The 26,378-nt window shown below is 40.2% G+C and carries 25 protein-coding genes; 23 read left to right on the top strand and 2 right to left on the bottom strand.

What is annotated here, in order from left to right; translation table 11 throughout:
• Positions 1 to 28: 28 nt before the first annotated feature.
• The 9 genes from AC0VYH_RS18990 to AC0VYH_RS18950 all read left to right on the top strand — a co-directional run bounded on the left by AC0VYH_RS18990 (position 29) and on the right by AC0VYH_RS18950 (position 8,447).
• Entirely contained in the window at positions 29 to 409 is a 381-nt protein-coding gene (locus AC0VYH_RS18990) for a c-type cytochrome (protein WP_430245869.1), read from the top strand.
• Between the two features lie 359 nt (positions 410 to 768).
• The gene (gene ftsE / locus AC0VYH_RS18985; RefSeq protein WP_430245871.1) at positions 769 to 1,455 is read left to right on the top strand and encodes a cell division ATP-binding protein FtsE; all 687 of its coding nucleotides are present in this window, start codon (positions 769 to 771) and stop codon (positions 1,453 to 1,455) included.
• Positions 1,445 to 2,338 carry a permease-like cell division protein FtsX gene (ftsX, locus tag AC0VYH_RS18980; RefSeq protein ID WP_430245873.1) on the top strand — a complete coding sequence of 298 codons (894 nt, stop codon included), beginning with the start codon at positions 1,445 to 1,447 and terminating at the stop codon, positions 2,336 to 2,338. Before ftsE ends, ftsX begins: the two co-directional genes overlap by 11 nt.
• A 52-nt stretch (positions 2,339 to 2,390) precedes the next feature.
• Positions 2,391 to 3,746: a murein hydrolase activator EnvC family protein gene (locus tag AC0VYH_RS18975; RefSeq protein ID WP_475372920.1), complete on the top strand. Its 1,356-nt coding sequence runs from the start codon at positions 2,391 to 2,393 to the stop codon at positions 3,744 to 3,746.
• 158 nt (positions 3,747 to 3,904) lie between these two features.
• A complete protein-coding gene (locus AC0VYH_RS18970; protein WP_430245880.1) occupies positions 3,905 to 5,344 on the top strand; it encodes a S41 family peptidase in 1,440 nt (479 codons plus the stop codon).
• Between the two features lie 248 nt (positions 5,345 to 5,592).
• Positions 5,593 to 6,783, top strand: coding sequence for a PDZ domain-containing protein (locus AC0VYH_RS18965; protein ID WP_475365856.1), 1,191 nt, complete (start codon positions 5,593 to 5,595; stop codon positions 6,781 to 6,783).
• 294 nt (positions 6,784 to 7,077) lie between these two features.
• Positions 7,078 to 7,413: a hypothetical protein gene (locus AC0VYH_RS18960; RefSeq protein WP_226615289.1), complete on the top strand. Its 336-nt coding sequence runs from the start codon at positions 7,078 to 7,080 to the stop codon at positions 7,411 to 7,413.
• A 116-nt stretch (positions 7,414 to 7,529) separates the two neighbouring features.
• On the top strand, positions 7,530 to 8,084 hold the full coding sequence (locus AC0VYH_RS18955) for an acyl-CoA thioesterase (protein ID WP_242057229.1): 555 nt from the start codon (positions 7,530 to 7,532) through the stop codon (positions 8,082 to 8,084).
• A 132-nt stretch (positions 8,085 to 8,216) separates the two neighbouring features.
• A complete protein-coding gene (locus tag AC0VYH_RS18950) occupies positions 8,217 to 8,447 on the top strand; it encodes a DUF2198 family protein (RefSeq protein ID WP_430244947.1) in 231 nt (76 codons plus the stop codon).
• A gap of 3 nt (positions 8,448 to 8,450) precedes the next feature.
• Here the strand turns inward: AC0VYH_RS18950 and AC0VYH_RS18945 are convergent, their stop codons facing one another.
• Complete coding sequence (locus AC0VYH_RS18945; RefSeq protein ID WP_194218758.1) at positions 8,451 to 9,317, bottom strand: sulfite exporter TauE/SafE family protein; 867 nt, start codon at positions 9,315 to 9,317, stop codon at positions 8,451 to 8,453.
• A 205-nt stretch (positions 9,318 to 9,522) separates the two neighbouring features.
• Here AC0VYH_RS18945 and uvrB point away from each other — a divergent pair, with 205 nt between their 5' ends.
• From uvrB to AC0VYH_RS18875, 14 genes are all read left to right on the top strand, one after another.
• Positions 9,523 to 11,499 (top strand): excinuclease ABC subunit UvrB, encoded by a 1,977-nt coding sequence (uvrB, locus tag AC0VYH_RS18940; protein ID WP_430244942.1) that lies wholly within the window; start codon positions 9,523 to 9,525, stop codon positions 11,497 to 11,499.
• Between the two features lie 7 nt (positions 11,500 to 11,506).
• Entirely contained in the window at positions 11,507 to 14,374 is a 2,868-nt protein-coding gene (gene uvrA / locus AC0VYH_RS18935; protein ID WP_475367969.1) for an excinuclease ABC subunit UvrA, read from the top strand.
• A gap of 108 nt (positions 14,375 to 14,482) precedes the next feature.
• Positions 14,483 to 14,776, top strand: coding sequence for a magnetosome magnetite crystal formation protein family (locus AC0VYH_RS18930; protein WP_194218760.1), 294 nt, complete (start codon positions 14,483 to 14,485; stop codon positions 14,774 to 14,776).
• 43 nt (positions 14,777 to 14,819) lie between these two features.
• The gene (locus tag AC0VYH_RS18925) at positions 14,820 to 15,872 is read left to right on the top strand and encodes a DUF4097 family beta strand repeat-containing protein (protein WP_475372919.1); all 1,053 of its coding nucleotides are present in this window, start codon (positions 14,820 to 14,822) and stop codon (positions 15,870 to 15,872) included.
• Positions 15,873 to 15,935: 63 nt separating this feature from the next.
• Positions 15,936 to 16,298 carry a phage holin family protein gene (locus AC0VYH_RS18920; protein WP_430244936.1) on the top strand — a complete coding sequence of 121 codons (363 nt, stop codon included), beginning with the start codon at positions 15,936 to 15,938 and terminating at the stop codon, positions 16,296 to 16,298.
• Positions 16,299 to 16,383: 85 nt separating this feature from the next.
• A complete protein-coding gene (locus tag AC0VYH_RS18915; protein WP_430244934.1) occupies positions 16,384 to 16,944 on the top strand; it encodes a glycerol-3-phosphate responsive antiterminator in 561 nt (186 codons plus the stop codon).
• A gap of 203 nt (positions 16,945 to 17,147) precedes the next feature.
• Positions 17,148 to 17,975 (top strand): MIP/aquaporin family protein, encoded by an 828-nt coding sequence (locus AC0VYH_RS18910; RefSeq protein ID WP_475367520.1) that lies wholly within the window; start codon positions 17,148 to 17,150, stop codon positions 17,973 to 17,975.
• Between the two features lie 31 nt (positions 17,976 to 18,006).
• Positions 18,007 to 19,503 carry a glycerol kinase GlpK gene (gene glpK / locus AC0VYH_RS18905; RefSeq protein ID WP_430244932.1) on the top strand — a complete coding sequence of 499 codons (1,497 nt, stop codon included), beginning with the start codon at positions 18,007 to 18,009 and terminating at the stop codon, positions 19,501 to 19,503.
• Positions 19,504 to 19,775: 272 nt separating this feature from the next.
• A complete protein-coding gene (locus AC0VYH_RS18900; protein ID WP_430244960.1) occupies positions 19,776 to 21,452 on the top strand; it encodes a glycerol-3-phosphate dehydrogenase/oxidase in 1,677 nt (558 codons plus the stop codon).
• Positions 21,453 to 21,673: 221 nt separating this feature from the next.
• The gene (gene hprK, locus AC0VYH_RS18895; RefSeq protein ID WP_194218766.1) at positions 21,674 to 22,612 is read left to right on the top strand and encodes an HPr(Ser) kinase/phosphatase; all 939 of its coding nucleotides are present in this window, start codon (positions 21,674 to 21,676) and stop codon (positions 22,610 to 22,612) included.
• Positions 22,613 to 22,648: 36 nt separating this feature from the next.
• Complete coding sequence (gene lgt, locus AC0VYH_RS18890) at positions 22,649 to 23,461, top strand: prolipoprotein diacylglyceryl transferase (RefSeq protein ID WP_475372918.1); 813 nt, start codon at positions 22,649 to 22,651, stop codon at positions 23,459 to 23,461.
• Positions 23,462 to 23,471: 10 nt separating this feature from the next.
• Positions 23,472 to 24,422 (top strand): nucleoside recognition domain-containing protein, encoded by a 951-nt coding sequence (locus tag AC0VYH_RS18885; RefSeq protein ID WP_475373805.1) that lies wholly within the window; start codon positions 23,472 to 23,474, stop codon positions 24,420 to 24,422.
• Positions 24,412 to 25,056 (top strand): pyrophosphatase PpaX, encoded by a 645-nt coding sequence (gene ppaX, locus AC0VYH_RS18880; RefSeq protein WP_475372917.1) that lies wholly within the window; start codon positions 24,412 to 24,414, stop codon positions 25,054 to 25,056. The genes AC0VYH_RS18885 and ppaX overlap by 11 nt, the downstream gene beginning before the upstream one ends.
• On the top strand, positions 25,053 to 25,559 hold the full coding sequence (locus tag AC0VYH_RS18875) for an acyltransferase (RefSeq protein ID WP_475365851.1): 507 nt from the start codon (positions 25,053 to 25,055) through the stop codon (positions 25,557 to 25,559). Before ppaX ends, AC0VYH_RS18875 begins: the two co-directional genes overlap by 4 nt.
• Before the next feature lie 36 nt (positions 25,560 to 25,595).
• Here the strand turns inward: AC0VYH_RS18875 and map are convergent, their stop codons facing one another.
• Positions 25,596 to 26,351, bottom strand: a complete 756-nt coding sequence (gene map / locus AC0VYH_RS18870; RefSeq protein WP_194219587.1) for a type I methionyl aminopeptidase — start codon at positions 26,349 to 26,351, stop codon at positions 25,596 to 25,598.
• Between the last annotated feature and the right edge of the window lie 27 nt (positions 26,352 to 26,378).

Here is a 26,378-nt window from a genome sequence, read left to right as displayed (position 1 = left end):
GTGGCAGTATATATGAGGAGTGAAGATAATGAAGAAGTGGATGGGGTTTCTGTTTGTAGTTGTTCTGATTTTTAGTTTAGCTGCATGTGGTGCGAGTAATAATGAAAATAGCAAGAATGAGGGCTCTTCAAAAGAAGGTAACTTAGAAAATGGGAATGCAGGCCAAGCTTCTGGTGAATATGATGCTAATGCCGCAGAAGCTACATATCAAACGAATTGCTTAAGCTGTCATGGAGACAACCTTGAGGGGAAAGTAGGGCCACAACTTTCAAATGTAGGCTCACGGTTATCGAAAGATGAGATTCTCTCTGTCATTCAAAACGGGAAAGGGCAAATGCCTGGGAATATTTTACGTGGAGATACGGAAGTGGAAGAAAACGTAGCAAGCTGGCTAGCGGATATGAAATAAGTAGAGAAGAAGCACTGAATAGTGCTTTTTTTATTGTCGTATTTTTGATTATAAACTTGGAAAAAGGAGGATGTAATATTACGAAGGAGAGAGGGTATCTCTTGTATTTCCCTTCTTGACAAAGTTAAGCATAGATAATTGTGTAATAATCTATTAGTTATTAATGTATTATTGCAGAAGATGTCAGATCAAGAGAGTCTTGAAATAAAAATGTAATAAAAATTTGTCTTAAAATAGCGAATTTGTTTGTTATAATATCTTCAGATGTAAAGGAACTAATCAAAAATAAAAACACCAATAATAAAACTAACTCCTAAGAATTTGCATCGAGAATTTAAGCAAGTAGGAAGTGGTACAGTTTGATCGAAATGAAAGATGTTTGGAAAACATACGACAATGGAATCAAAGCCATAAACGGTATCGATATTACAATTGATAAAGGTGAATTTGTCTACATAGTAGGACCAAGTGGCGCCGGTAAGTCAACATTTATGAGAATGATGTATCGGGAAGAAAAGCCTACAAGTGGAAAAATCGTAATTAATGGAAAAGATGTTGGCAAATTGAAGAGTAAGTACATCCCTAAGCTACGTCGCGAAATCGGCGTTGTTTTTCAGGACTTTAAACTTTTGCCAAGATTAACCGTTTATGAGAACGTCGCTTTTGCTCTTGAAGTCATCGAGGAAAGTAAAGCAAATACGCGCAAGCGAGTCATGGAAACGCTAAGTCTCGTTAATTTGAAAAACAAAGCAAGGTTCTTACCAGACGAACTTTCAGGTGGGGAACAGCAGAGGGTTTCAATAGCAAGAGCGATCGTCAATAACCCTCACATTCTGCTAACAGATGAGCCTACCGGGAATCTGGATCCAGAAACTGCATGGGGCATTATGGATTTACTAGATCAAATCAACAATCGCGGTACAACTGTTATTATGGCAACCCATAATAAGGATATTGTGAATACATTCAGAAAACGTGTTATTGCAATTGATGGCGGTATAGTTACCCGTGATGAAGCAAGAGGTGAGTACGGGTATGAAAATTAAAACGTTTGGTCGCCACGGAAAAGAAGGTTTCAAAAATCTTGGTCGAAATGGCTGGATGACCTTCGCTTCGATTTCTGCGGTTACCGTTACACTACTTTTAGTCGGCGTTTGTCTCGCATTGCTTCTTAATTTAAATGCTTTTGGTGATCAGCTTGAAAGTGATGTTGAAATCAGCGCATTTATTGATTTAACGGCTCAGCAAGAACAGCAAGATGAACTTAAGTCTAGGATCGAGAACATTTCTGAAGTGGAATCTGTTACTTATCAATCTAAAGAAGAAGGATTGGATAATTTAATTGATAACCTTGGGGATGAAGGTGAAGTGTTCGAGTCATTAAGAGAAGAAAATCCTTTAAGTGACGCATTCCTGGTCAAAACCAAAGATCCTAAGAATGTAACGGCAGTTGCTGAAGAGATTAAGCAGCTAGAAAATGTACAAGATGTTGAGTTTGCAGAAGATACGGTGAACAGACTTTTTAAAGTTCTTGAGATCGCACGAAATGTTGGACTGGCCCTTGTGGTTGGATTACTATTTACAGCCATGTTCCTCATTTCTAATACTATTAAACTAACAATTGTTGCCAGAAGTCATGAAATTGAAATTATGAAGCTAGTGGGAGCAACGAACTGGTTCATTCGATGGCCATTCCTAGTAGAGGGTATCCTAATTGGAATTTTCGGCTCGATTATCCCAATTGGAATTCTAATCTACGGCTATTACTATTTAATTGAATTAATAGCAAATCGTTTCCCAACTTTATTCATCGATTTACTACCGGTAACACCGTTTGTTTACCAGCTATCAGGGTTGTTAATTATCCTCGGTGTGATTATCGGAGTATGGGGAAGTCTTACATCAATGCGTAAATTCTTAAAAGTTTAAAATGAAAATTAAGAGATAAATAGATTCATCTATTTTGGGGGAGGAACAAAGATTGAAGCGTAAAATATTAGCAACGGCTCTAACATTGACTCTAGGTTTAAGCGGACTAACAACTGCAGCACTTCCACAAACGACTGAAGCCGCAAATCTTGATGATCAACTTAATAATGTCAAAGAAAAGCAGTCTTCAAACCAGGAAGAGCTTGAGCAAAAGGAATCTGAACTTGCGGACGTGAAAGCAGAGCAAGAAGATGTTCGAGCAGAAATTGAACAGTTAAACAAAGAAGTAGCTGAAACGGATGAGAAGATTTCAGTGAAAGAGAAGGAAATTAAAGATACAAATGCTGAAATTGATCAGTTGAAAGAAGAAATTAGCGCTTTAGAAGACCGTATTGCTGAGCGTGATAAGTTATTGAAAGATCGCATTCGCTCTATGCAACAAAACGGTGGCGGAACAGTTGATTACATGGAAGTTTTACTTGGTGCTACTGATTTTGGTGATCTAGTAGAACGCGTTCTTGCTCTTAATACAATCGCTGATCAAGACAAAAAGATTCTTGAAGAGCATAAAGCGGACAAGCAGGCAGTAGAAGAAAAGAAAGCTCAAGTAGAAGAGAAACTTGCCTCTCTTGAAGAGAATAAAGCAGAGCTTGAAGATCTTAAAAAAGAGCTTGATTCTAAAAAAGCTCAAAAAGATAAGCTAATGAAGTCCCTTGAAGAAGAAGAAGGCGATCTTCATAATCATATGATGGACTTAAATGAAACTGCTGAACTTCTAGCAGCTCAAGAAAAAGCAGTAAAGCAAGAGATTAAGCGTGCTGAAGAAGCAGCTCGTAAAGCTGAAGAAGAGCGTAAAGCCGCAGCTAAAGCGGCAAAAGAAAAAGCTGAAGCTGAAGCACAAGCGAAAAAGGAAGCAGCGGCAAGCTCAAGCAAGTCTAGCAGTTCAAATAGTTCAAGCAGTTCAAATTCAGCACCGGCGCCAACTCCTGAGCCAGCACCAGCGCCTTCTAGTAACGCAACATTCATTAAGCCTGCTGCTGGTCCAATTACATCTGGATTAGGCCGCCGCTGGGGAACGTTCCACGCAGGAATTGATATTGCTCAAGGTGGTCAAAACCCAGTATCAGCTGCTGCAGATGGAACAGTATTAAGATCTTATCATTCAGATTCATATGGTAATGTAGTATTCTTGACGCATAGTATCAATGGTCAAATGTACACAACAGTGTATGCTCATTTGCAAAATCGCGCAGTTTCTACAGGTCAGTCAGTAAGTCAGGGAACTTACCTTGGTACAATGGGGAATACTGGTCATTCAACTGGACAACATTTACACTTTGAAATTCACAAAGGTTCATGGAACTCTAGTAAGTCAAATGCTGTTGACCCAATGAATTACATTCGATAATTAGATGAGCCTCGCTTCAATGGGCTTTCCCCCTCACAATTTGAGATGGAAACATAATGAAAACAACTGAATCATATAGTACAATAAGATGAAAAGGCATCGCATCGTTATGATGGGGTGCCTTTTCCTTCAAATTAGAAGAGGTGAGTACAATGAAGATACAGGGGAAAGTTGTCGCTTTACTTGTCGTGATCGCCCTCGTAATCGGTTCAGGTGGTACATACGCGGCCTTCACTTTATTACAGGACGAGCCTGAAGGGAGCACTCAATCTTTAACTCTTGGTTCCGGTAATGAAATAGAGACAGAAGAGCTAACGAAAATTAACAAAGCTTATGAATTAATCCAGGATCGCTATGTAAATGATGTCGATCAAAAAGAGTTGTTAGATGGAGCTATTAAAGGAATGGTAGATACTCTTGAAGATCCCTACTCAGTCTATATGGACCCTAAAACAGCCGAGCAATTTAGCCAATCACTTGGTTCTTCCTTTGAGGGAATCGGGGCGGAAGTGAATATGACTGAGGGAAGAGTAACGATAGTGTCACCTTATAAAGATTCACCTGCTGAGAAAGCAGGCCTCCGTCCGAATGATAAAATCATGACGATCGACGGTGAAAGCACAGAAGGACTTGATTTGTATGATGCCGTATTAAAGATTCGTGGGGAGAAAGGCACGGTTGTCACGCTCGGCGTTCAACGCCCAGGCGCTTCAGAGACTATGAAGGTAGAAGTGACTCGTGATGAGATTCCTATCGAAACGGTCCGTGCAAGTACGGTAGAAGAAAACGGAAAAACAATCGGTGTCTTGCAAATCACTTCATTCTCAGAGGATACAGCTAAAAGCTTCTCAGAAGAGTTGACTAAATTAGAAAAACAGGACATTGATGGTTTGGTACTTGACGTTCGTAATAATCCAGGAGGCCTGTTAAATGTTGTTTCGGATATGGCGGAAGAACTGATTCCTAATGACAAACCTTACGTTCAAATTGAAGATCGTGAAGGAGAGAAGCAGCGTTCTGTTTCTACTCTTGAAGAGAAAAAAGATTATCCTGTCGTAGGACTTATTGATCGTGGGAGTGCATCTGCTGCAGAAATTCTTGCCGGAGCGCTTAAAGAAGCAGGCGATTATGATTTGGTCGGTGAAACGTCATTTGGTAAAGGAACGGTTCAATCAACGCTAGACCTTGGAGATGGCAGTAATATTAAACTGACAATGTTTAAATGGTTAACACCAGATGGCAACTGGATTCATAAAGAAGGAATTGAGCCAACGGTTGAAGCAAAGCAGCCTGATTACTTCTATGTAAATCCATTATCTACTGAAAAGACGTTAGAATTTGATCAGAACAGCGAGCAAGTAGAGTCTGCGCAAATCATGCTCAAAGGCCTTGGTTTTGAACCGGGACGCAAAGACGGTTATTTTAGTGATAAAACAGTTACAGCAGTAAAAGCTTTCCAACGTTCGAATGATATAAATATTACTGGGAAAATAGATGAAAAAACTGCGCAGAAACTTCAGGAAAAAATTATTGATTCCATTCGCAATCCTGATAACGATGTGCAGCTTAAGACAGCGGTGGAGCTCCTTGCTAAATAATTTCAAGAAGGAAATGAACTGTTGATGTCGAAGCTATTCCGCAGGAAATCCTGCGGAATTTTTTTCGACCATGATAAGCACGTTGAACAAGTAGAAGACATTTTCAAAATGAGGTAAACTAGATTGGTTGTCTCATGATTATTTGGCAATGTTAGGGTATTTTCGATAATTCTCTCATGACAGAGCGGAACATTCATATAACATAGCCAGTCATTTAGTAACTGCTAACAAGCATGGAGGAATATAAAATGGACACTTTTGGCCTTTCAATACTTAAGGGAATTATTAGTTTTTTCCTTCATCCCCTCACGTATATTACGATTATTGGAGCATTTATGCTCGGCCTTTCACGAGTAAAACGTGATAGAAGAGATTTTCACACAAGAGTACATGATGTTTTGGACGATGTTCCATTTGCTATCATACCTGGATTATTGATTGGAGCCGCTTTTCTGATACTTAATCTTTTGCTTGGTTTAACGATTCCTTTCAGTACCACCGTAGCAATGAGTCTCGGAGCATTTTTGCTTTTAGTAACAGGACAAATTCGTTTTTTATCACCTGCTTTTGTGTTCATCTTACCTACACTAGCAACGTTTTTTTATACTCCAATCGATCTCGGTAACGATACTCTCAATACGATGCAAGAGGGGATCGGGAATGCATCGCCGATTGCACTCGCTATTTTAGTTGGCTTTCTAGTATTCATGGAAGGGTTATTCATTACGATGAATGCCGGGAAACAGACGTCACCAAGACTCGTAGAAAGTAAACGTGGAAAGTTAGTGGGGGCCCATGAAGTCCAAAGACTATGGCTTTTACCACTATTCCTCTTCCTTCCAGTCGGTCAGGTTGAATCATTTACATGGTGGCCTCTTCTTGATTTTGGTGCTGGCACCTATGCCTTTATCTTATTGCCATATCCAATTGGCTTTCGAAAGCTTATACACCATGCATTACCCCTTCCAGAGATGAAGAGTAATGGTAGGCAGGTTGCTCTTCTCGGGGGAGCGACGGTCTTAATTGGTCTAATGAGTTACTTTTTGAGTAATAAATGGATTGCATTAGTTGCAATCATTCTAGTGATTCTTGGACGAGCTGGTATTTTACTTCTTCATCGAGGTAAAAATAAGCCTGCCTATTTCAATGAACGAAATAAAGGACTTGTTATTCTCGGAATTCTCCCTGGCTCACCTGCAGATCAAATGAACTTACAAGTTGGCGAAGTCATTTCTAAGGTGAATGGGCTACCTTTAGGAAAAGGTGTAGATTTTTATACGGCTCTTCAACGTAATGCCGCTTTTTGTAAAATGGAAGTGCTTGATGTTAATGGAGAAGTTAGGTTTGAGCAAAAAGCGCTTTATAATAATACTCATCATGAGCTTGGTTTGCTATTTGTAAAAGAAAATCGTTTTGAGGAGCAAGAGGAAGCACAATAATAAACGAATCGTTAGAAGAAGGCTGAGGCTTTCTTCTTTTTTGTTATGCTATTTTTCGTTAAATAGCAAAAGTTATGTTTCTCTTTGTCACTTATAGAATTAAACCTATTTCAACAATAAAGTTGTACTTGTTTCTATGCCATTTAGTTATAGGTTCTATTCAAGAAATATATGGAAGTTAGAAAACCGTTTCATCCCTTGGATGATTGCGTTTACAGTGATTTTCTATGTCTTGTATGTTAGCAAAACGCTTGCTACACTTTGATCATTCTTAACGTAAAGGAGCATGTCGCAATGACTGGAGAAAAGCAGTTGCAGCAACAATTAATGGATCTTAATGAAAGAGAAATGAAGTTGCTTCAAAAGTTTGAAATAGAGCGTGAGACAATTATGAATCAAATGCACGGTAGCGCGTCTGTCGTTACAAGAGCTCCAATTTCCGAAATCGTAGAAACCCTTGAACGTTCTCAAGTGGCGATGGGGCCGCTTTACCTGACAGATCTACTAGAGAAGCATTATAGAATCACTATTTCAAAGTCATCCCTTTTTAATATCCTTGAAATGCTCGCAGAGTCAAAAGATTATCCTATTACTCGGATTAGTGAAAAAGGATTTAAATATAGTAAATAAGCTATAAAGGGTTGAATTTTGTCATTTGTTACTAACAACACAGATTTACTCGATTAGGGTATAAATCTAGAACCCAGTGTATTAGCAGAGCCATTAAGAAAGTAAAGGTGATTAGAATGGACAATGTATTCGAAGATACAAATATGAAGTCTACCAATGAGTCAAGAACGGCTAAAGCAACCGTAGTCAATCCGACTCATACAAATATTCATGGAACATTATTTGGGGGTCAACTGATGGCCTTCATTGATGACGTTGCTCTTATTTCAGCAACTCGTCATTCAAGAAGACCCTGTGTAACAGCATCAACTGATTCAGTGGATTTTCTTCATCCGATTAATCAAGGAGACATTGTTTGTCTTGAATCCATGGTGACGTGGACACACAAAACATCAATGGAGGTTTTTGTTAAAGCAATTGCAGAGAAAATGTTCACTGGTGAACGTCACGTATGTGCGACTGCGCTGTTAACATTTGTAGCCCTTGATGAAGAAGGAAATCCAGTTGAGGTACCAGGTGTTTACCCTGAAACAGAAGAGGAGAAATTCTTGAATGAAACAGCTGTTGAACGAAAAGAGATTCGTAAAGGTCGCAAAGGTGAAAGTAGAAAGCTAGCTCGTGAATTTGGAACTCCAAAGCCCTGGGATGCAGCTCAGTTTACTACATTGTAAAGTCGTTTCTTATCCTATGTGATAAGAAACGACTTTACAATGATGAGTTTTCTTTTCTGATCATAGCATTCTCTCCCTAACTTGTTGTAAGATGGGGGGAGAAGTTGTGATTAGAGAGGGGAACTTACCAGTATGCAAGGAATATTAATTGCTTTATTCGTTCCGGCAATTATCATGGTCGTGTTTACGCGAGTTACATATAATACTTACGTTAGTTTCGGGTTAACGATTTTATTTATGTGGGCTGTGTTTGGTGGAATCGATCATCCGATACATTTGATTGTCTTAACGATTTTGTCAGCGCTTGTTGGATTTTATTTTTCAATGAAAACACAAAAACAAAATAAGAAAAAAATGAAGTAGCGCCTATTTTAAAAAGAATAGGCGCTTCTTTTTCGTCCAATACTGGTAAATGAAGAGACACATTAGGCAAATAATATAGAGAAATAGAATGAGTAGGCCTGAAATCGACTGATGGAATAGCTGTAATAGAATACTAACTAACGTAAAAAAGTAAAGAATGCCAAGAAGATTTTTTAATGTGGTTTCAGTGAAAGAATCTGTCATTCCTGCTCCGATTCTAGCTCCAATGATCGCTCCAATCACTAAGAGAATGGCAAGGGTGATCGGAATGGTAACCGTTTGAATATATGAGAAGAAACCGGTCAATACAATGAAGAAGATGGAAGTTAAAGATGTACCCACTGCAAGTCGTGGCGGAAGACGTAGTACATGAATTAATAGTGGTACCATGACAAAACCGCCCCCCACTCCAAGAGTAGAAGAAATAAATCCGCCTAGTAAGCCGATTAAAATTGTTCGAAGAGGGGAAACAGAAATAGAAACATTTTCTTCATCTATAGTTTGTCCTTTGGAAAGCATGGATATGGAAAAGTATGCGAGAAGAACGATATATAAGATTGAGATAACTGGACCATCGATTTTGCTCTCTTCCAAATATAAGACAAGTGGTTTAGCAACCTGTGTTCCGATCATGCCACTAATCGATAGAAAAAGAGTCACTTTCCATAGAATTCTTTTACTTTGAATATACTTCAAAGATCCAGAAATCGAAGTGCTCATGCTATAAAGAAGGCTAATGGTGATTGCTGTTGCAGGTGAATAACCAAGTAACAAAAGAATAGGTGTGAGGAGAAATCCCCCGCCTACGCCAAAAAATCCTGAGACAGCACCGATTGAGAGGCCAAGTGGTAAAGCCCATAAAAGCAGCAATGTTAAAACTCCTTTGTAGTAAAACTTAGTACTGCGTGAATTCCGCTACACTGTGAATCAACCTTTAACAGCATACAATAGTTTTGTATGAAGAGAAAGATAACCTTGAAAATAAAATGCGAATATCAGTTCGCTTTAATTGAAGTTTAAACCATATTCTGTGATATAATAAGTGACATGGATGATAGGAACGGAGGCGAAGATGGTGGAAAAAAAGTTCGAGTTGGTATCTGATTATGAGCCTCAAGGCGACCAGCCTGAAGCCATTAAGAAACTTGTACAAGGTGTTCATAATAATGAACGCCATCAAACGTTGCTCGGCGCAACAGGAACTGGTAAAACGTTCACAATGTCTAACGTGATACAAGAGGTGAATAAACCGACCCTCATTATTGCGCACAATAAAACGCTTGCTGGTCAATTATATAGTGAATTTAAGGAGTACTTTCCGCATAACGCTGTGGAATATTTTGTGAGCTATTATGATTATTATCAACCAGAAGCGTACATACCTCAATCGGATACATTCATCGAAAAAGATGCAAGTATTAATGACGAAATAGATAAACTACGACATTCTGCAACATCAAGTTTGTTTGAGCGTAATGACGTCATTATTGTAGCAAGTGTTTCTTGTATTTATGGTCTTGGTAATCCAGAGGAATACAGAAGTCTAGTACTTTCAATTCGAAAAGGAATGGAAAAAGATCGTGATCAACTGTTGCGCGATATGGTCGATATTCAATATTCCCGGAATGATATTAATTTCACACGTGGTACGTTCCGCGTTAGAGGAGACGTTGTGGAAATTTTCCCTGTCTCACGAGATGAACACTGTATTCGCGTCGAATTTTTTGGAGATGAAATTGATCGAATTACTGAAGTGAATTCCCTAACAGGTGAAATTCTTGGAGAAAGAGAGCACGTGGCTATATTCCCGGCTTCACACTTCGTTACCCGTGAAGAAAAGTTAAAAATCGCGATACAGCGAATTGAAGCTGAGCTTGAAGAGAGACTGAAGATTTTAAATGAAGAAGGCAAACTTCTTGAAGCTCAGCGTCTTGAACAGCGAACGAGATACGATATTGAAATGATGGCTGAAATGGGCTTTTGTTCAGGAATTGAAAACTATTCTAGACATTTGACACTAAGAGAAGCAGGAGCAACGCCATATACATTAATGGACTACTTTCCAGATGATTTCTTAATTATGGTTGATGAATCTCACGTTACGCTTCCCCAAGTAAGAGGAATGTACAATGGAGACCAGGCAAGAAAAGGTGTGCTAGTGGATCATGGCTTCCGCTTACCATCAGCAAAAGACAATCGCCCTCTTCGCTTTGAAGAATTTGAAGAGAAGGCTCATCAATTTGTTTATGTATCTGCAACGCCAGGGACCTATGAAGAAGAGCATTCAACCAAAGTCGTCGAACAAATTATTCGCCCAACCGGTCTTCTTGATCCGACGATTGAAATTCGTCCAATCGAAGGTCAGATTGATGACCTATTAGATGAAATCAATCAGCGGTCTGCACGTAATGAACGGGTACTTGTGACGACGCTCACGAAAAAGATGTCAGAGGATTTAACGGATTATTTGCTTGAAATGGGGGTAAAGGTACGATACCTTCACTCTGAAATAAAGACTCTCGAAAGAATTGAAATTATTCGTGATCTCCGATTAGGTGTATTTGATGTTCTTGTTGGTATTAACCTTCTAAGGGAAGGTCTCGACATCCCAGAAGTATCTCTTGTTACAATTTTAGATGCAGATAAGGAAGGGTTCTTACGATCTGAGCGTTCTTTAATTCAAACAATCGGACGTGCTGCTCGAAATTCAGGTGGTCATGTTATCTTGTATGCTGATAAAATCACCAATTCAATGGAAGTGGCAATGAATGAAACGAGTCGTAGAAGAGAAATTCAACAAGAATACAACGAAAAATACGGCATTACGCCTACAACAATTCAAAAGAAAGTGCGTGAAGGTATAAGAGCAACGGTTGCAGCTGAAGATGGAGAAGAATACAAGATTCCTAAGCAAGGTAAGATGACGAAGCAAGAGCGTGCTAAAGTGATTGAAAATGTGGAAACTGAAATGAAGGAAGCTGCACGAGAACTGAATTTCGAACGTGCTGCAGAACTTCGTGACCTACTATTAGAGCTTAAAGCGGAAGGATGACGAACAGATGGCAAACGATGAGATCGTCGTCAAAGGGGCCAGAGCCCATAATTTAAAAAATATAGATGTATCGATCCCAAGAGATAAGCTTGTTGTTGTAACAGGCTTGTCAGGATCAGGGAAATCATCTCTAGCATTTGATACGATTTATGCAGAAGGACAGAGACGGTATGTTGAATCGTTATCAGCATATGCAAGACAATTCCTTGGACAGATGGATAAGCCGGATGTAGATGCTATTGAAGGTCTGTCTCCCGCCATTTCCATTGATCAAAAGACAACAAGTCGTAACCCTCGTTCAACGGTTGGAACGGTAACCGAGATTTATGACTACCTCCGTCTTCTATTTGCAAGAATCGGACGTCCTGTTTGTCCACGTCATGGCGTAGAAATTACGTCACAGACGATCGAGCAAATGGTTGATCGGATACTGACTTATGAAGAGCGAACTAAGCTCCAAATTCTATCCCCAGTCGTTTCAGGTCGTAAAGGTGAGCATGTGAAAGTATTAGAAGATATTAAGAAGCAAGGCTATGTTCGCGTACGAGTAGATGGAGAGATGTTGGAAGTTGCGGATGAGATCTCGCTAGAAAAAAACAAGAAACATTCCATTGAAGTTGTGATTGATCGTATTGTAGTGAAAGAAGGCGTTCAATCAAGATTAGCAGATTCACTTGAAACCGCCCTTAATCTTGGTGGTGGCCAGGTGATCGTAGATGTGATGGGGCAGGAAGAGCTTCTTTTCAATCAACATCATTCCTGTCCGTACTGTGGTTTTTCAATCGGGGAATTGGAGCCGAGATTATTTTCTTTTAACAGTCCATTTGGTGCTTGCCCTTCTTGTGACGGCTTAGGACTGAAACTTGAAGTGGATCTTGACCTAGTCATACCGGATTGGGACAAATCCCTTCGAGAACATGCCATTGCACCTTGGGAGCCGGTAAGTTCCAATTACTACCCGCAGCTACTTCAAAGTGTTTGTAATCATTTTGGAATTGATATGGATACCCCAGTAGACAAAATTCCTAGAGCACAGCTCGATAAAGTGCTTTATGGTAGCGATGGGGAAAAAGTTTACTTCCGTTATGAAAATGATTTTGGGCAGGTTCGTGAAAATAACGTTCCTTTTGAAGGAGTTATTCCAAACGTTGAACGACGCTATCGTGAAACTAGTTCTGATTATATCCGTGAGCAAATGGAAGCCTATATGGCACAAAAACCTTGTCCAACTTGTAAAGGTTATCGATTAAAGAAAGAAGCTCGCTCAGTCTTAATTAATGGGAAACATATTGGCGAAGCAACGGAGTATGCGATTAAAGATGCTGCTGGCTTTTTTGATCAGTTGGATTTAACTGCAAAAGAAGCTACAATCGGAAAAATGATTTTACGAGAAATCCAGGATCGACTTGGCTTCCTTGTCAATGTTGGTTTGGATTATTTAACGCTTAACCGATCAGCTGGTACATTATCCGGAGGTGAAGCGCAGCGGATTAGACTTGCAACCCAGGTAGGATCAAGATTAATGGGTGTACTGTATATTTTGGATGAACCGTCTATCGGACTACATCAGCGTGACAACGATCGTTTAATATCAACCCTTCAGAACATGCGGGATCTTGGAAATACACTTATCGTTGTGGAGCATGATGAAGATACGATGTTAGCGGCAGATCATATTATTGATATAGGACCTGGTGCAGGAGCCCACGGTGGATACATTACGTCAGAAGGCTCGCCTGCTGAAATAATGGATGACGAGGATTCTTTAACAGGGGAATATTTATCAGGCAAGAAATTTATCCCTGTTCCGAGTGAGCGTCGAAAACCAGACGGTCGATATATTGAAATAGTAGGCGCAAAAGAAAATAATCTAAAAAACACTAAGGCGAAGATTCCAATTGGATTATTCACCTGTGTAACGGGTGTATCTGGCTCTGGTAAAAGTACACTTATTAATGAAATTTTATATAAGGCACTTGCTCAGAAACTCCATAAAGCAAAGGATAAACCAGGTGAGCATAAGAAAATAAATGGACTCGAGAATGTGGATAAAGTCATTGATATCGATCAGTCTCCAATTGGCCGCACGCCACGTTCAAATCCTGCAACATATACAGGAGTTTTTGATGACATTCGTGATGTTTTTGCACAAACAAATGAAGCGAAAGTTCGCGGGTATAAGAAGGGACGATTCAGCTTTAACGTCAAAGGTGGACGTTGTGAAGCCTGTCGTGGTGATGGGATTATTAAAATTGAAATGCACTTCTTGCCAGACGTTTATGTGCCGTGTGAAGTATGTCATGGCAAACGCTATAATCGTGAAACGCTTGAAATTGAATACAAGGGTATGAATATTGCCGATATTCTTGAGATGACGGTAGAAGATGGTCTAGATTTCTTTAAAAACATTCCAAAGATTAATCGTAAGCTACAAACGCTTTATGATGTCGGGTTAAGCTATATTAAATTAGGTCAGCCTGCAACAACCGTATCCGGTGGTGAAGCACAGCGTGTGAAGCTAGCTTCACAACTTTACAAACGTTCAACGGGTAAAACCCTATATATTCTTGATGAACCGACTACGGGATTACATGTAGACGATATTTCAAGGTTACTGGAAGTTTTACAGAGACTTGTTGAAAACGGTGATTCTGTCCTCATTATTGAGCATAATCTAGATGTCATCAAAACCGCTGATTACCTCATTGATCTTGGACCTGAAGGTGGCGACGGTGGTGGTGAAATCATTGCAACCGGCACACCGGAAAAAATTGTAAAAGAAGAGCGTTCCTATACGGGAAGTTACCTTGCCCCAATTCTAGAGCGTGATAAGAATCGGATGAAGAAAAGATTAGAACAAACACAGTCAGTATAATTGGAAAAGACAGCGATCGCTGTCTTTTCGTTTTTCTTTTTCATTTTTGAAACTTTCTTTTTGACGAATCGTATAGATAGTTAGAGAATATTGAAAGGGGAAGCAATTATGTCTGTTGAGAAAGTGATGTCCTCCCTTTGTTATTTTAGCGTTTTTTTCGCACCGTTTCTTTTCCCAATCATCGTTTATTTTGTGGTGAAGGATGAAGAAGTTTCTTACCATGCGAAGCGCTCGATTGTTTCTCATCTCCTTCCATTCCTCACTATCCTTCTTGCGTTAGTGGCTGTTTTTATGATGGATATAGGAGTTGTGATCATTTTAGGTTTTCTATTGTTTAGTTTACTAAATGTCATTGTGTTTGTTTGGAACATTGTCAAAGGTATTCAGGTTCTCCGCTGGTAATCGTACAGGGGTTCACACGAATTTAAAAAAGGAGATGTTTTGAATGAATGAAGAACGTAGAATGATTTTGAAAATGATTGAAGACGGTAAAATATCAGCTGATGAGGGTGCGAAACTGTTAAAAGCTCTTGGCACAAACGAAAAATCCGAAGAAACGAAGCAAGAGAAGTCTTCAGATTCTAACGCAGATCGGTCGGCTCCAGCATATAGAGTAGGTCAATTCGTTGAGTCGCTCATTCAAAAAGTAAAGGATATGGATCTTGATTTCAACTTTGGTTCTTCTGAAGAGGTTTCCCATGTTTTTGAACAATCAGAGGTTTCGACGGATACACTTGATGTTCATGTTCGAAATGGGGAAATTACATTTCAGACTTGGGACCGCAACGAAGTAAAAATTGATTGTCGCGCTAATGTTTACAGAGTGTCTAATCAGAAAGATGCCATGGATAAGCTTCTCCGTGAAACGTACTTTTCCGTTGATAATGATAAAGTAACTTTTAAATCAGAACGTGCCGATGTGAAAGTGAATTTAGTTATTTATGTTCCTGCAAAAGAATATCAAGGTGTATGGATAACGACCTTCAATGGTGACGTTACCGGTGAAGGAATGAACTCTGCGAAAGCGAAGTTAAAAACAGGGAATGGTAAAATTGGCATTCGAAAATCTACGGTGAAAGTGCTTGAAGCTGAGACCGGAAACGGCGCAATTTCTGTAGAAGATACAAATGGAGAAGTTTGTGAGCTCGAGACAGCAAACGGCCCAATTACAATTGATGGGACATTTGTTGAAGCGGATGCGCAATCAATGAACGGAGCTATTCGTCATACTCTTACCAATCCAGTAAGCGGAAGTGCAGACCTTAAAACAGTAAACGGTACGATTCAAATTGTTGTGCCGAAGGGTATGAATATTAAAGGTGATCTAAAATCGACGATTGGAGCGATTACGACTGACCTTGATCATATGAGTATTATTCGCGAGAAGAAAGAAATTTCTCACCGATTGAAGAAGTTTAGAACAGAAGAAGAATCAGAACATAATTATCGAATTGAAGCCAATTCGACTGCTGGTTCGATTTCAGTGTCGTATCTTTAATGGCTCGAATAAGGTGTAATTAACAGTTTATACTATTAAGGTCAATTGTAAGGAGGAATCGTGATGCGCCACTGGATTGTAAGCTTACTCGTCAACAGTATAGTATTAATGGTCGTAGCAGGATATTTTGAAGGTTTTTACCTTCAAGGAATCGGGTCGGCTATACTGGCAAGCGTGCTCCTTGCAATTGTGAATGTTTTTGTGAAGCCGATTTTAATTTTACTTACGCTTCCCGTTACGATTGTCACTCTGGGTCTGTTTCTCATTGTCATTAATGCTATTACGCTTATGATAACGGCCTTTTTAATGGGAGAAGCTTTCGTAATTAATGGTTTTATGATGGCCATTCTTGCTGCGCTTATTATAGGTTTGTTGAACTTGTTAATTGATAAAGTGATTATCGAACCTATTCGTAATAAAGCCTAAAAGCACGCCCTCTTGTGAGGGCGTGTTTTTCGTCGCATTCGGAAGTGCTTTTTCTGGTAAGATAATAAGAAAAGGAGGGGTGTGCATGTCATTTCATAACCAGAGCATTTTGCCTGCTGTTAGGAAGATGCGTGATTTTGAAACATTATTGAACAGTAAGTATACATATATCGTGCTTTTAGATACGCACATTGGTCAGTTGAAATCGGTGATAAAGGAAGGGAATCGAGCAGGGAAAAAGATTCTTCTTCATGCTGATTTAGTTCAAGGGTTAAGGAATGATGAACACGGTGCAGAATTTCTCTGTCAGGAAGTAAAGCCTGCTGGATTAATTTCTACAAGATCGAGCGTTCTTTCCGTAGCTAAACGTAGAGGTATTCTTTCTGTACAGCGTTTATTTATGCTTGATTCAATGGCTCTTGATACTAGTTACAGTATGGTTAGGAATACGAAGCCAGACTGTGTCGAGGTATTGCCTGGTATCATTCCACAGGTTTTTGAAGAGCTACATGAACAAATTAAAGTACCCATTTTCGCAGGAGGATTTATTCGTTCAGTAGAGGATGTGGAAGCGGCGTTAAGTGGTGGTGCTGCTGCTGTAACGACCTCGAAGAAAGACTTATGGAAACATTTTCAACCTGATTAAACAACTTGACATCGCTTACATTGTTTTGGTTTAATAGTAGATAAGTTAATAGCTCGTGCCTGAGATGAGGAGAACCACACGCATATCTTATCAATTGATAAGATCGATTGTTGTGGTTTTTTTTAATTTCCCTTTTAGAACGACAGAAAGAGGGAATAGACTCAAAGAAGAGTTTTAGCTAAAATCAAAGGAAGGTGATTAAATTGACCCCATTTATTGGTGAAATATTAGGAACTATGATTTTAATTATTTTTGGTGGTGGCGTTGTTGCAAACGTTAACTTAAAAGATTCTAAAGCTCAGGGAGGTGGATGGATCGTTGTAGCCCTCGGTTGGGGACTTGGTGTTGCGATGGGTGTTTATGCTGTTGGACAAGTTAGTGGGGCTCACCTCAATCCAGCTGTAACATTAGGACTAGCTTCCGTTGGCGATTTTCCATGGAGCGATGTACCGAGCTACATAGCGGCGCAAATGATTGGTGCATTTCTCGGTGGATGTATTGTGTATTTTCATTTTCTACCTCATTTTCGTAGAGAAGATGATAAAGCGCTTAAATTAGCTGTATTTTCTACTGACCCTGCTATACCGCATACGTTCAGCAACTTTTTAAGTGAGTTTATTGGGACGGCTATGCTGTTAATTGGGTTACTAGCGATTGGTTCTAATGAATTTACAGATGGACTGAATCCATTCATCGTTGGTTTTCTCATTGTAGCGATTGGTCTATCACTAGGCGGTACGACTGGTTACGCCATTAACCCTGCTCGTGATCTTGGTCCAAGAATCGCACACTTTTTCTTACCTATTCCAGGTAAAGGTGATTCGAATTGGCAATATGCATGGATTCCAGTTATAGGGCCAGTGTGTGGGGGAATGTATGGAGCCATTCTTTTTAAAGCGGTAACAGAAGCAAGTTATGGTATGATTTTCTGGATAGCTACAGTGATTACAGCCATTTTATTTATTGTGCTGTATCAGCTTAGTGATAAACTTCAAGATTCTGTTCACTCTTCTTCAGAGGCTAAAAATTAATCTTCATAACTATATTTAGGGAGGAATTATTATGTCAGAGAAGTTCATTCTATCATTAGACCAAGGAACTACGAGTTCACGTGCCATTTTGTTTAATAAGAAAGGTGAAATTGTAAACGTTGCTCAAAAAGAATTTAAGCAGTATTTTCCTAAGGCTGGTTGGGTTGAGCACGATGCTCAAGAAATCTGGAGCTCAATTCTTTCGGTAATGGCTCAAGTACTTTCGTCCACTTCTGAGTTGTCTGCGAAAGATATTGAAGCCATCGGGATTACAAATCAACGTGAAACAACAGTAGTTTGGGATAAGAATACTGGTAAGCCAATTTATCATGCAGTTGTATGGCAGTCTCGCCAAACAGCCGGAATCGTCAATGAATTAAAAGAACAGGGTTATGGAGAGATGGTTCGAGATAAAACTGGTCTTCTAATCGATGCTTACTTTTCTGGAACGAAAGTTAAATGGATTCTGGATAATGTTGATGGTGCACGCGAGAAGGCTGAGAATGGGGATCTTCTCTTTGGTACAATCGATTCCTGGTTGATCTGGAAACTATCAGGCGGAAAAGCACACGTGACGGATTATACAAATGCTTCTCGTACGATGATGTATAACATATATGACTTGAAATGGGACGATGAGTTGCTTGAAATGCTGAATGTTCCTAAGTCAATGCTTCCTGAAGTTCGCCCATCTTCTGAAGTATATGCTAATACAGTTGATTACCACTTCTTCGGTCAGAATGTCCCAATTGCTGGGGTGGCCGGAGACCAGCAAGCAGCATTATTTGGCCAGGCATGTTATGAAAAAGGAATGGCTAAGAACACATATGGTACAGGTTGTTTCATGCTTATGAATACAGGTGAAAAAGCGGTTAAGTCAGATAATGGACTTCTCACGACAATCGCATGGGGCGTTGATGGAAAAGTGGAATATGCTCTTGAAGGTAGTATTTTCGTCGCGGGATCAGCGATTCAATGGTTAAGAGACGGATTACGCATGTTTAACGAAGCGCCAGAAAGTGAGCGTTATGCAGAACGCGTTGAGTCGACAGACGGTGTGTATATGGTACCTGCCTTCGTTGGTCTTGGTACACCTTATTGGGATAGCGATGTAAAAGGTGCTGTATTTGGATTAACAAGAGGAACGAGTAAGGAGCACTTTGTTCGTGCAACTCTTGAATCACTTGCTTATCAAACAAGAGATGTTCTTGATGCGATGACAGCTGATTCTGGCATCGACTTGAAAACACTTCGCGTCGATGGAGGCGTAGTAAACAATAGCTTCTTGATGCAATTCCAAAGCGATATCATTGGTGTACCTGTTGAGCGCCCGACTGTTAGTGAGACGACTGCACTTGGTGCAGCTTATCTTGCAGGACTTGCGACAGGATATTGGAAGAATAAAGAAGAGATCAAAAAGCAATGGATGATTGATCACACGTTTGATCCTGAAATGAAAGAAGATCAGAGAGAAGAGCTTTACGGAGGATGGAAGAAAGCTGTAAATGCTACAATGGCTTTTAAATAATCCTTTTCTGTAGGCATAGTCTTCTAACTGTGTTACAATGGAGACAAGTTAATATAGTTCTGGTCGGAGAATAGGAGAAGACCACAGCGCCCAAGCATAGTTTGTTATGCTCTGGTGTGTTGTGGTCTTTTTTTGTCCTTTAAACCAGTTTTCTTAGTAGGAATGTTCAATCTTATGCTTAAGAAACCCTACATTAGGGGTAAAGTACTGAAGAGGTATTAATTAATCATTTTAAAAATGTAAGTGTTTATATAACAAAAGGGAGTGTGTTCATCTTGGTTAAACCATTTTCAGGATTACAAAGAAGCGTTGTGCTTGATCAAATTGTATCAGAGGAGTTAGATGTACTCGTTGTTGGCGGCGGAATTACAGGGGCAGGTATCTTACTTGATTCTGCATCTCGTGGAATGAACTCGGCTGTTATCGAAATGCAGGATTTCGCTGCTGGTACGTCAAGTCGTTCAACGAAACTTGTTCACGGTGGATTGCGTTATTTGAAAAATCTCGAAATTGGATTAGTCGCTGAAGTTGGTAAAGAGCGAGCGATCGTTTATGAAAATGCTCCTCACGTTACAACACCTGAATGGATGCTACTACCAATTATTAAAGGCGGTACATTCGGCAAATTTTCTACTGGAGCTGGTCTTGCACTTTATGACAGACTGGCTGGTGTTAAACGGAAAGAAAGAAGAAGCATGCTTTCTAAGAAGGAAGCGCTAGACAAAGAGCCGCTTCTTCGTAAAAGTGATGTGAAGGGCGGCGGATATTATGTTGAGTATCGAACAGATGATGCCCGTCTCACGCTTGAAATTATGAAAGAAGCCGTTCATCGCGGTGGAAAAGCTGTAAACTATGTGAAAGCAGAACAGCTTTTATATGAAGATGGTAAGATTGTTGGTGTACGAGCTAAAGACGTTGTAACAGGTGAAACACGTGAAATTAGAGCGAAAAAAGTTGTGAATGCAGCTGGCCCATGGGTCGATGAAATTCGTGATCTTGATCAATCGAAAAAAGGTAAGCACATGTTCCTGACTAAAGGGGTTCACTTAGTATTTGATCAATCTAAATTCCCACTTCAACAAGCCGTTTATTTCGACACGCCTTTTAATGACGGGCGAATGATGTTTGCAATCCCACGCGCCGGCAAAACGTATATCGGTACAACGGATACGCATTATACGAAAAATCCTGTACATCCTCAGATGACAGTAGAAGACAGAGATTATATTGTTGATGCAGCGAACTATATGTTCCCAAGCATTAATGTAACAAAAGAAGATGTGGAATCAAGCTGGTCAGGTGTACGTCCGTTGATTCACGAAGAAGGAAAAGACCCATCTGAAATTTCTCGTAAAGATGAGATCTTTCTATCAGATTCCGGTTTGATTACCATTGCTGGTGGTAAATTAACGGGCTATCGCAAAATGGCTGAAAAAGTCGTTAGTCTGATTGCGGATCAATTTAAAGAAGAAAAATATAAGAAATTCCCTGCTTCTACTACAAAGAATATGGTTCTCTCTGGTGGCTATGTAGGAGGAAGCAAAGGCTTTAAAGAATATGCAACAGAACAAGTTCGTAGAGGTACAACACTTGGTCTTAGTGTTAATGAAGCAGAAACCCTCGTGCAGCGATATGGTTCTAACATTGAACGAATTTATCAAATCATTGAAACGGTCGGAACGGAAGCGAATTTCCATAACTTAAGTCTTGAAGTATTCGCTACCCTTATCTATGGTATTGAAGAAGAAATGGTGGCAACTCCACTTGATTACTTCAATCGTAGAACAAGTGCCCTTTACTTTGACATTGATTGGGTTCGTCGCTGGAAAGAGCCAGTTATCGAGTATATGGCTAAGCGACTTAACTGGTCAAATGACATGAAACAAGCACACATTCAAGAGCTAGATAAGCAAATGCATGATGCTGTTGTGCCATTAAAAGTAAAATAAGCTTTTCAAACCGAAGCATTCGCTTCGGTTTTTTTGTATTTTAAGGAGTGTTAATCTTTTGGAGAGTGAGAGTGGGGTCAAGTGAGAGTGGGGTCAGGTACGTACCTGACCCCACTCACAAAAAGGGCTTTAAATCTGTATGTGCTTTGAAATAGGAAATGGTACAATAGGGGAAGTTGAAATGGAACCGTCTTTTTGGTTCTTACATAGGAGGTTTACGAATGGTTAAAGTTCGTATGAAAGATGTCATTGAGAAGTTCAGTCTTGAGCTTGTGAGTGGGGAGGAAGGGATTCATCGTCCGATCACAACGAGTGATATTTCACGACCGGGACTAGAAATGGCTGGTTTTTTCACATATTATCCAGCAGAACGTTTGCAGCTACTCGGAAAGACAGAGATGTCCTTCTTTCATGGTTTAACAGATGAGCAGAAAGTAGAGCGGATGCAGAAGCTCTGTACAGACGAAACACCTGGGATAGTTCTTTCTAGAGATATGGAAGTTCCTGAGGAATTGATCGCGTCATCTAAAGAAAAAGATGTTCCTATTTTACGATCGAATATGACAACGACTCGCTTAAGCAGCCGCTTAACGAATTATCTTGAGAGTCAGCTTGCGCCGAACACTGCAATTCACGGTGTTCTTGTGGATATTTATGGCGTAGGTGTACTCATTACAGGCTCGAGTGGCGTAGGGAAAAGTGAAACAGCTCTTGAGCTTGTGAAGCGTGGTCATCGTCTTGTAGCAGATGATTCCGTGGAAATCCGTCAGGAAGCGGAAAATACGCTAGTCGGTAGCGCTCCTGAATTAATTCAACATTTACTTGAAATAAGAGGCCTCGGCATCATTAACGTCATGACATTGTTTGGTGCAGGTGCGATTCGAAACTACAAAAAGATCTCCCTAGTGATGAATCTAGAACTTTGGGATTCGAAAAAGGTTTATGATCGTCTTGGTCTTGAAGAGGAGTATATGAAAATCATTGATTCGAATGTGCCAAGACTTGTTGTGCCTGTTCGTCCAGGACGAAACCTTGCGATCATTATAGAAGTAGCAGCGATGAATTTCCGTCTGAAAAATATGGGGATGAATGCAGCAAAGCAATTTTCAGAAAGACTGACAAGAGAGATTGAAGATGGAGACGAGCACGACAGCATCTAATCTTAATCAAGATATGGATAAAGGAGAGACAACGACATGCTAGCCTCAATACAGCCTCTTGATCGCGTCGCGCTAGAGCTGGGACCGATCTCGATTTACTGGTACGGCATTATCATTGCTTTTGGAGCTTACCTTGGCTTGCTTCTAGCTATGAGAGAAACAAAGCGCCAGGGCCTGCCAAAAGAAACCTTTGTTGATCTAATTTTATGGGCTGTCCCCATAGCCATTATTTCAGCGCGTATTTACTATGTTATTTTCCAGTGGAGCTACTACAAGGATAATCCTGGTGACATCTTTGCCATTTGGGAAGGTGGTATCGCCATTCACGGTGCATTAATTGGTTCTGTTATTACAGCTATTATTTTCACTAGAAAGCGTGGACTATCTTTCTGGAAAATTGCTGACATCGCTGCTCCGAGTATTGTACTAGGGCAAGCGATCGGACGTTGGGGTAACTTTATGAACCAGGAAGCGCATGGGGGACCTGTCACAAGAGCATTTCTCGAGAACCTGATGCTTCCGGATTTTATTATTAATCAAATGTATATTGACGGGACTTATTATCACCCGACATTTCTTTACGAATCACTTTGGAACATAGCTGGAGTCGTGCTGCTTGTGATTCTTCAAAGAACGGCCGTTAAGCGAGGAGAAGTTTTCCTTACTTACGTAACATGGTATTCTATTGGTCGCCTTTATATTGAGGGACTACGTACAGATAGTCTAATGTTAACGGAATCTTTAAGGGTAGCACAGGTGATTTCAGTCGTATTAATTATTGTGTCGATCGCTTTAATCATTTATCGACGCAAAGTAATGAAAGCAAAGCCTTATAACGAAAAAGGATAGGAGGAGTGTCATTGTGGGCATTTTGCGACGGGGCTTAAAAGCAGGGCTCATGACAACGTGGGACCTTGGGAAAATTATTTTTCCAATCACCTTAGTAATGACCCTCCTTCGTTATACACCTGTTCTCGAATGGATCGTTACGTTAATCGCTCCTGTCATGAAATGGATTGGCTTGTCTGGAGACGCAGCTATTCCTCTTGTGGTAGGGAATTTCTTGAATCTTTATGCGGGGATCGGAGCCATTCTTACACTCGATTTAACGGTCAAAGAGGTGTTTATTTTGGCTGTTATGCTTTCCTTCTCACACAATTTGCTAATTGAGTCAGGCGTAGCTGCAAGAGTAGGTGTAAAGTTATGGGTTATTCTTGCCGTTAGACTGGGGCTTGCTGTCCTCTCTGCTTTTATAATCAATATTGTCTGGCAAGGAGGAAGCGAGCAGGCAGCGTATGGTTTTGTTTCTCAAACGAATGAAATGGTTACCGGTTGGGGCTCTATTATTCTTCAAGGATTAGAAAAAGCATCGTTAGGTGTTCTTCAGCTCGCTCTTATCGTGATTCCACTTATGATTTTCATACAGGTTATGAAAGATTTATCCTGGCTTTCGACGTTTTCACGCTGGATGGCTCCAGTGACGAAGGGGTTAGGTATGAAAGAAAATACATCGACAACGCTTGCTGCAGGTCTTGTTTTTGGGCTGGCTTATGGAGCAGGAGTAATGATTCAAGCTGTAAAAGAAGATGGCGTGGAGAAGAAAGACCTTTACTTAGCGTTTATTTTTCTTGTGGCGTGTCATGCTGTCATTGAGGATACCCTTATTTTCATTCCTCTTGGAATTCCTGTTATCTGGCTTCTTCTCGTAAGACTTGTAACAGCCATTCTTTTAACGATTATCGTCTCAGTAATATGGAAGCGACGTGAATTGAACGCTTCAGAAAGAAAGGAACCATCGTATGAGCATTAACACAATTTTATTTGATTTAGACGGAACACTAATTAATACGAATGATTTAATTATGGCTTCATTTAGACATACGTTTGAACACTTTTATCCAGGTCGTTATGAGGATGAAGATTTGAAGCAGTTTATTGGAGAGCCACTTTATCTGACATTTGCTAAGCATGATGAAAGTCGAGCGGAAGAAATGGTCGCTTTTTATCGTGAACATAATATCGCAAATCACGATAAGCTTGTAACGGAATTCGATGGTGTTTTTGAAACGGTTAAGACGCTATCTGAAAACGGATATAAGCTTGCGATTGTGACGTCGAAAATGAGAAACACAGTTGAAATGGGGTTAAAGCTAACTGAGCTTGATCAGTTCTTCCCAGTTGTCATCACAGTTGATGAAGTTGAGAATCCTAAACCGCATCCAGAACAGCTTGAAACAGCAATGAAGAAGCTTCGTTCAGTTCGAGAAGAAACGATTATGGTTGGAGATAGCCAATACGATATTCTTGCTGGACAAAATGCAGGTGTTACGACTGTAGGTGTTTCGTGGACGATTAAAGGGAGCGACTTCCTGGCGTCGTTTAAGCCAGATTACCTTGTTGACCATATGGAAGAACTTCTTGCGATTGCTGGAGTCGAAAAGTGAGAAACACGGAGCGGTACCCCGTTACTGGTAGCAACGCTCTCTGGCAAATTTATAAAACAGTTCCCTTTTGGAAGGTAGTTAAGAATTTTATTATTATTCAGCTTGCTCGGTACACCCCTTTTATTCCGATTAAAAATTGGTTATATAAGACATTTCTTGGAGTGAAAATCGGCGACCAAACCGCATTTGCCCTAATGGTGATGCTCGACATAATGTTTCCGGAGAAAATTTCAGTCGGTAAGAATTCGATTGTTGGTTACAATACGACCATTCTTGCTCATGAATATTTGATTGATGAGTATCGACTTGGAGATGTTGTGATTGGCGATCGCGTAATGATCGGAGCAAATAGTACTTTGCTTCCTGGCATTACGATTGGTGACGGAGCGATTGTTTCAGCTGGAACGCTTGTTCATAAAAGTGTGCCAGCAGGGGCTTTTGTTGGTGGGAATCCGATGCAGGTGATTTATACGAAAGAAGAACGAGCAAAGCATGATATATAAAAATCCCGTAGCAATATGCTACGGGATTTTTATTAGTTATTCGTCACCTTGATCAGTTAAAATTACTGGACCGTCTTTTGTAATCGCAAGCGTATGCTCATACTGAGCTGATGTAGAACCATCTACTGTGCGAGCTGTCCAGCCGTCTTCGTCAATTGTGCTATATGGTTTACCGATGTTGAGCATCGGTTCAATTGTAATTACCATTCCTTCTTTCAATCGTGCTCCTGTACCAGGTTGACCAAAGTGTGGAATCATTGGTTCTTCGTGAAGCGTTGGTCCAATGCCGTGTCCTGTGAAGTCACGGACAACGCCAAAGCCTTCTGCTTCTGCGTATTTTTGAATTGCATGGCCAATATCGCCAATACGATTGCCAATGACTGCCTGCTCGATGCCAAGGTAGAGGGACTTTTTCGTAGCTTCAAGCAAATGCTGTTTTTCCTCTGAAATTTCTCCAACTGCATACGTCCATGCAGAATCAGCGAGTGCGCCATTCAAATTGACAACCATATCAATTGTAACGATGTCGCCTTCTTTTAATTTTTTTGAACCTGGGAATCCGTGGCAAATGACATCATTAACTGAAGCACACGTTGCGTAAGGATAGTCCTGGTATCCCTTTTGCTCAGGTGTCGCGCCGCGTTCTTCTAGAAAGAGTTCAACGAAGTCATCGATTTGTTTAGTTGTTACACCAGGCTTGATAATGCTTCGTAATTCTTTGTGACAATCGGCAAGTACTTCGCCTGCTTCTTTCATTAATTGAATCTCTCGATTTGTTTTACGGTGAATCATATTTTCGCCTACTTTCTGCGTATTCAT

This window comes from Anaerobacillus sp. QJM3NY_32, assembly GCF_056173645.1.
The sequence above is the reverse complement of the archived record's forward strand: the minus strand, read 5'-3'. Positions and strand labels throughout refer to the sequence as shown.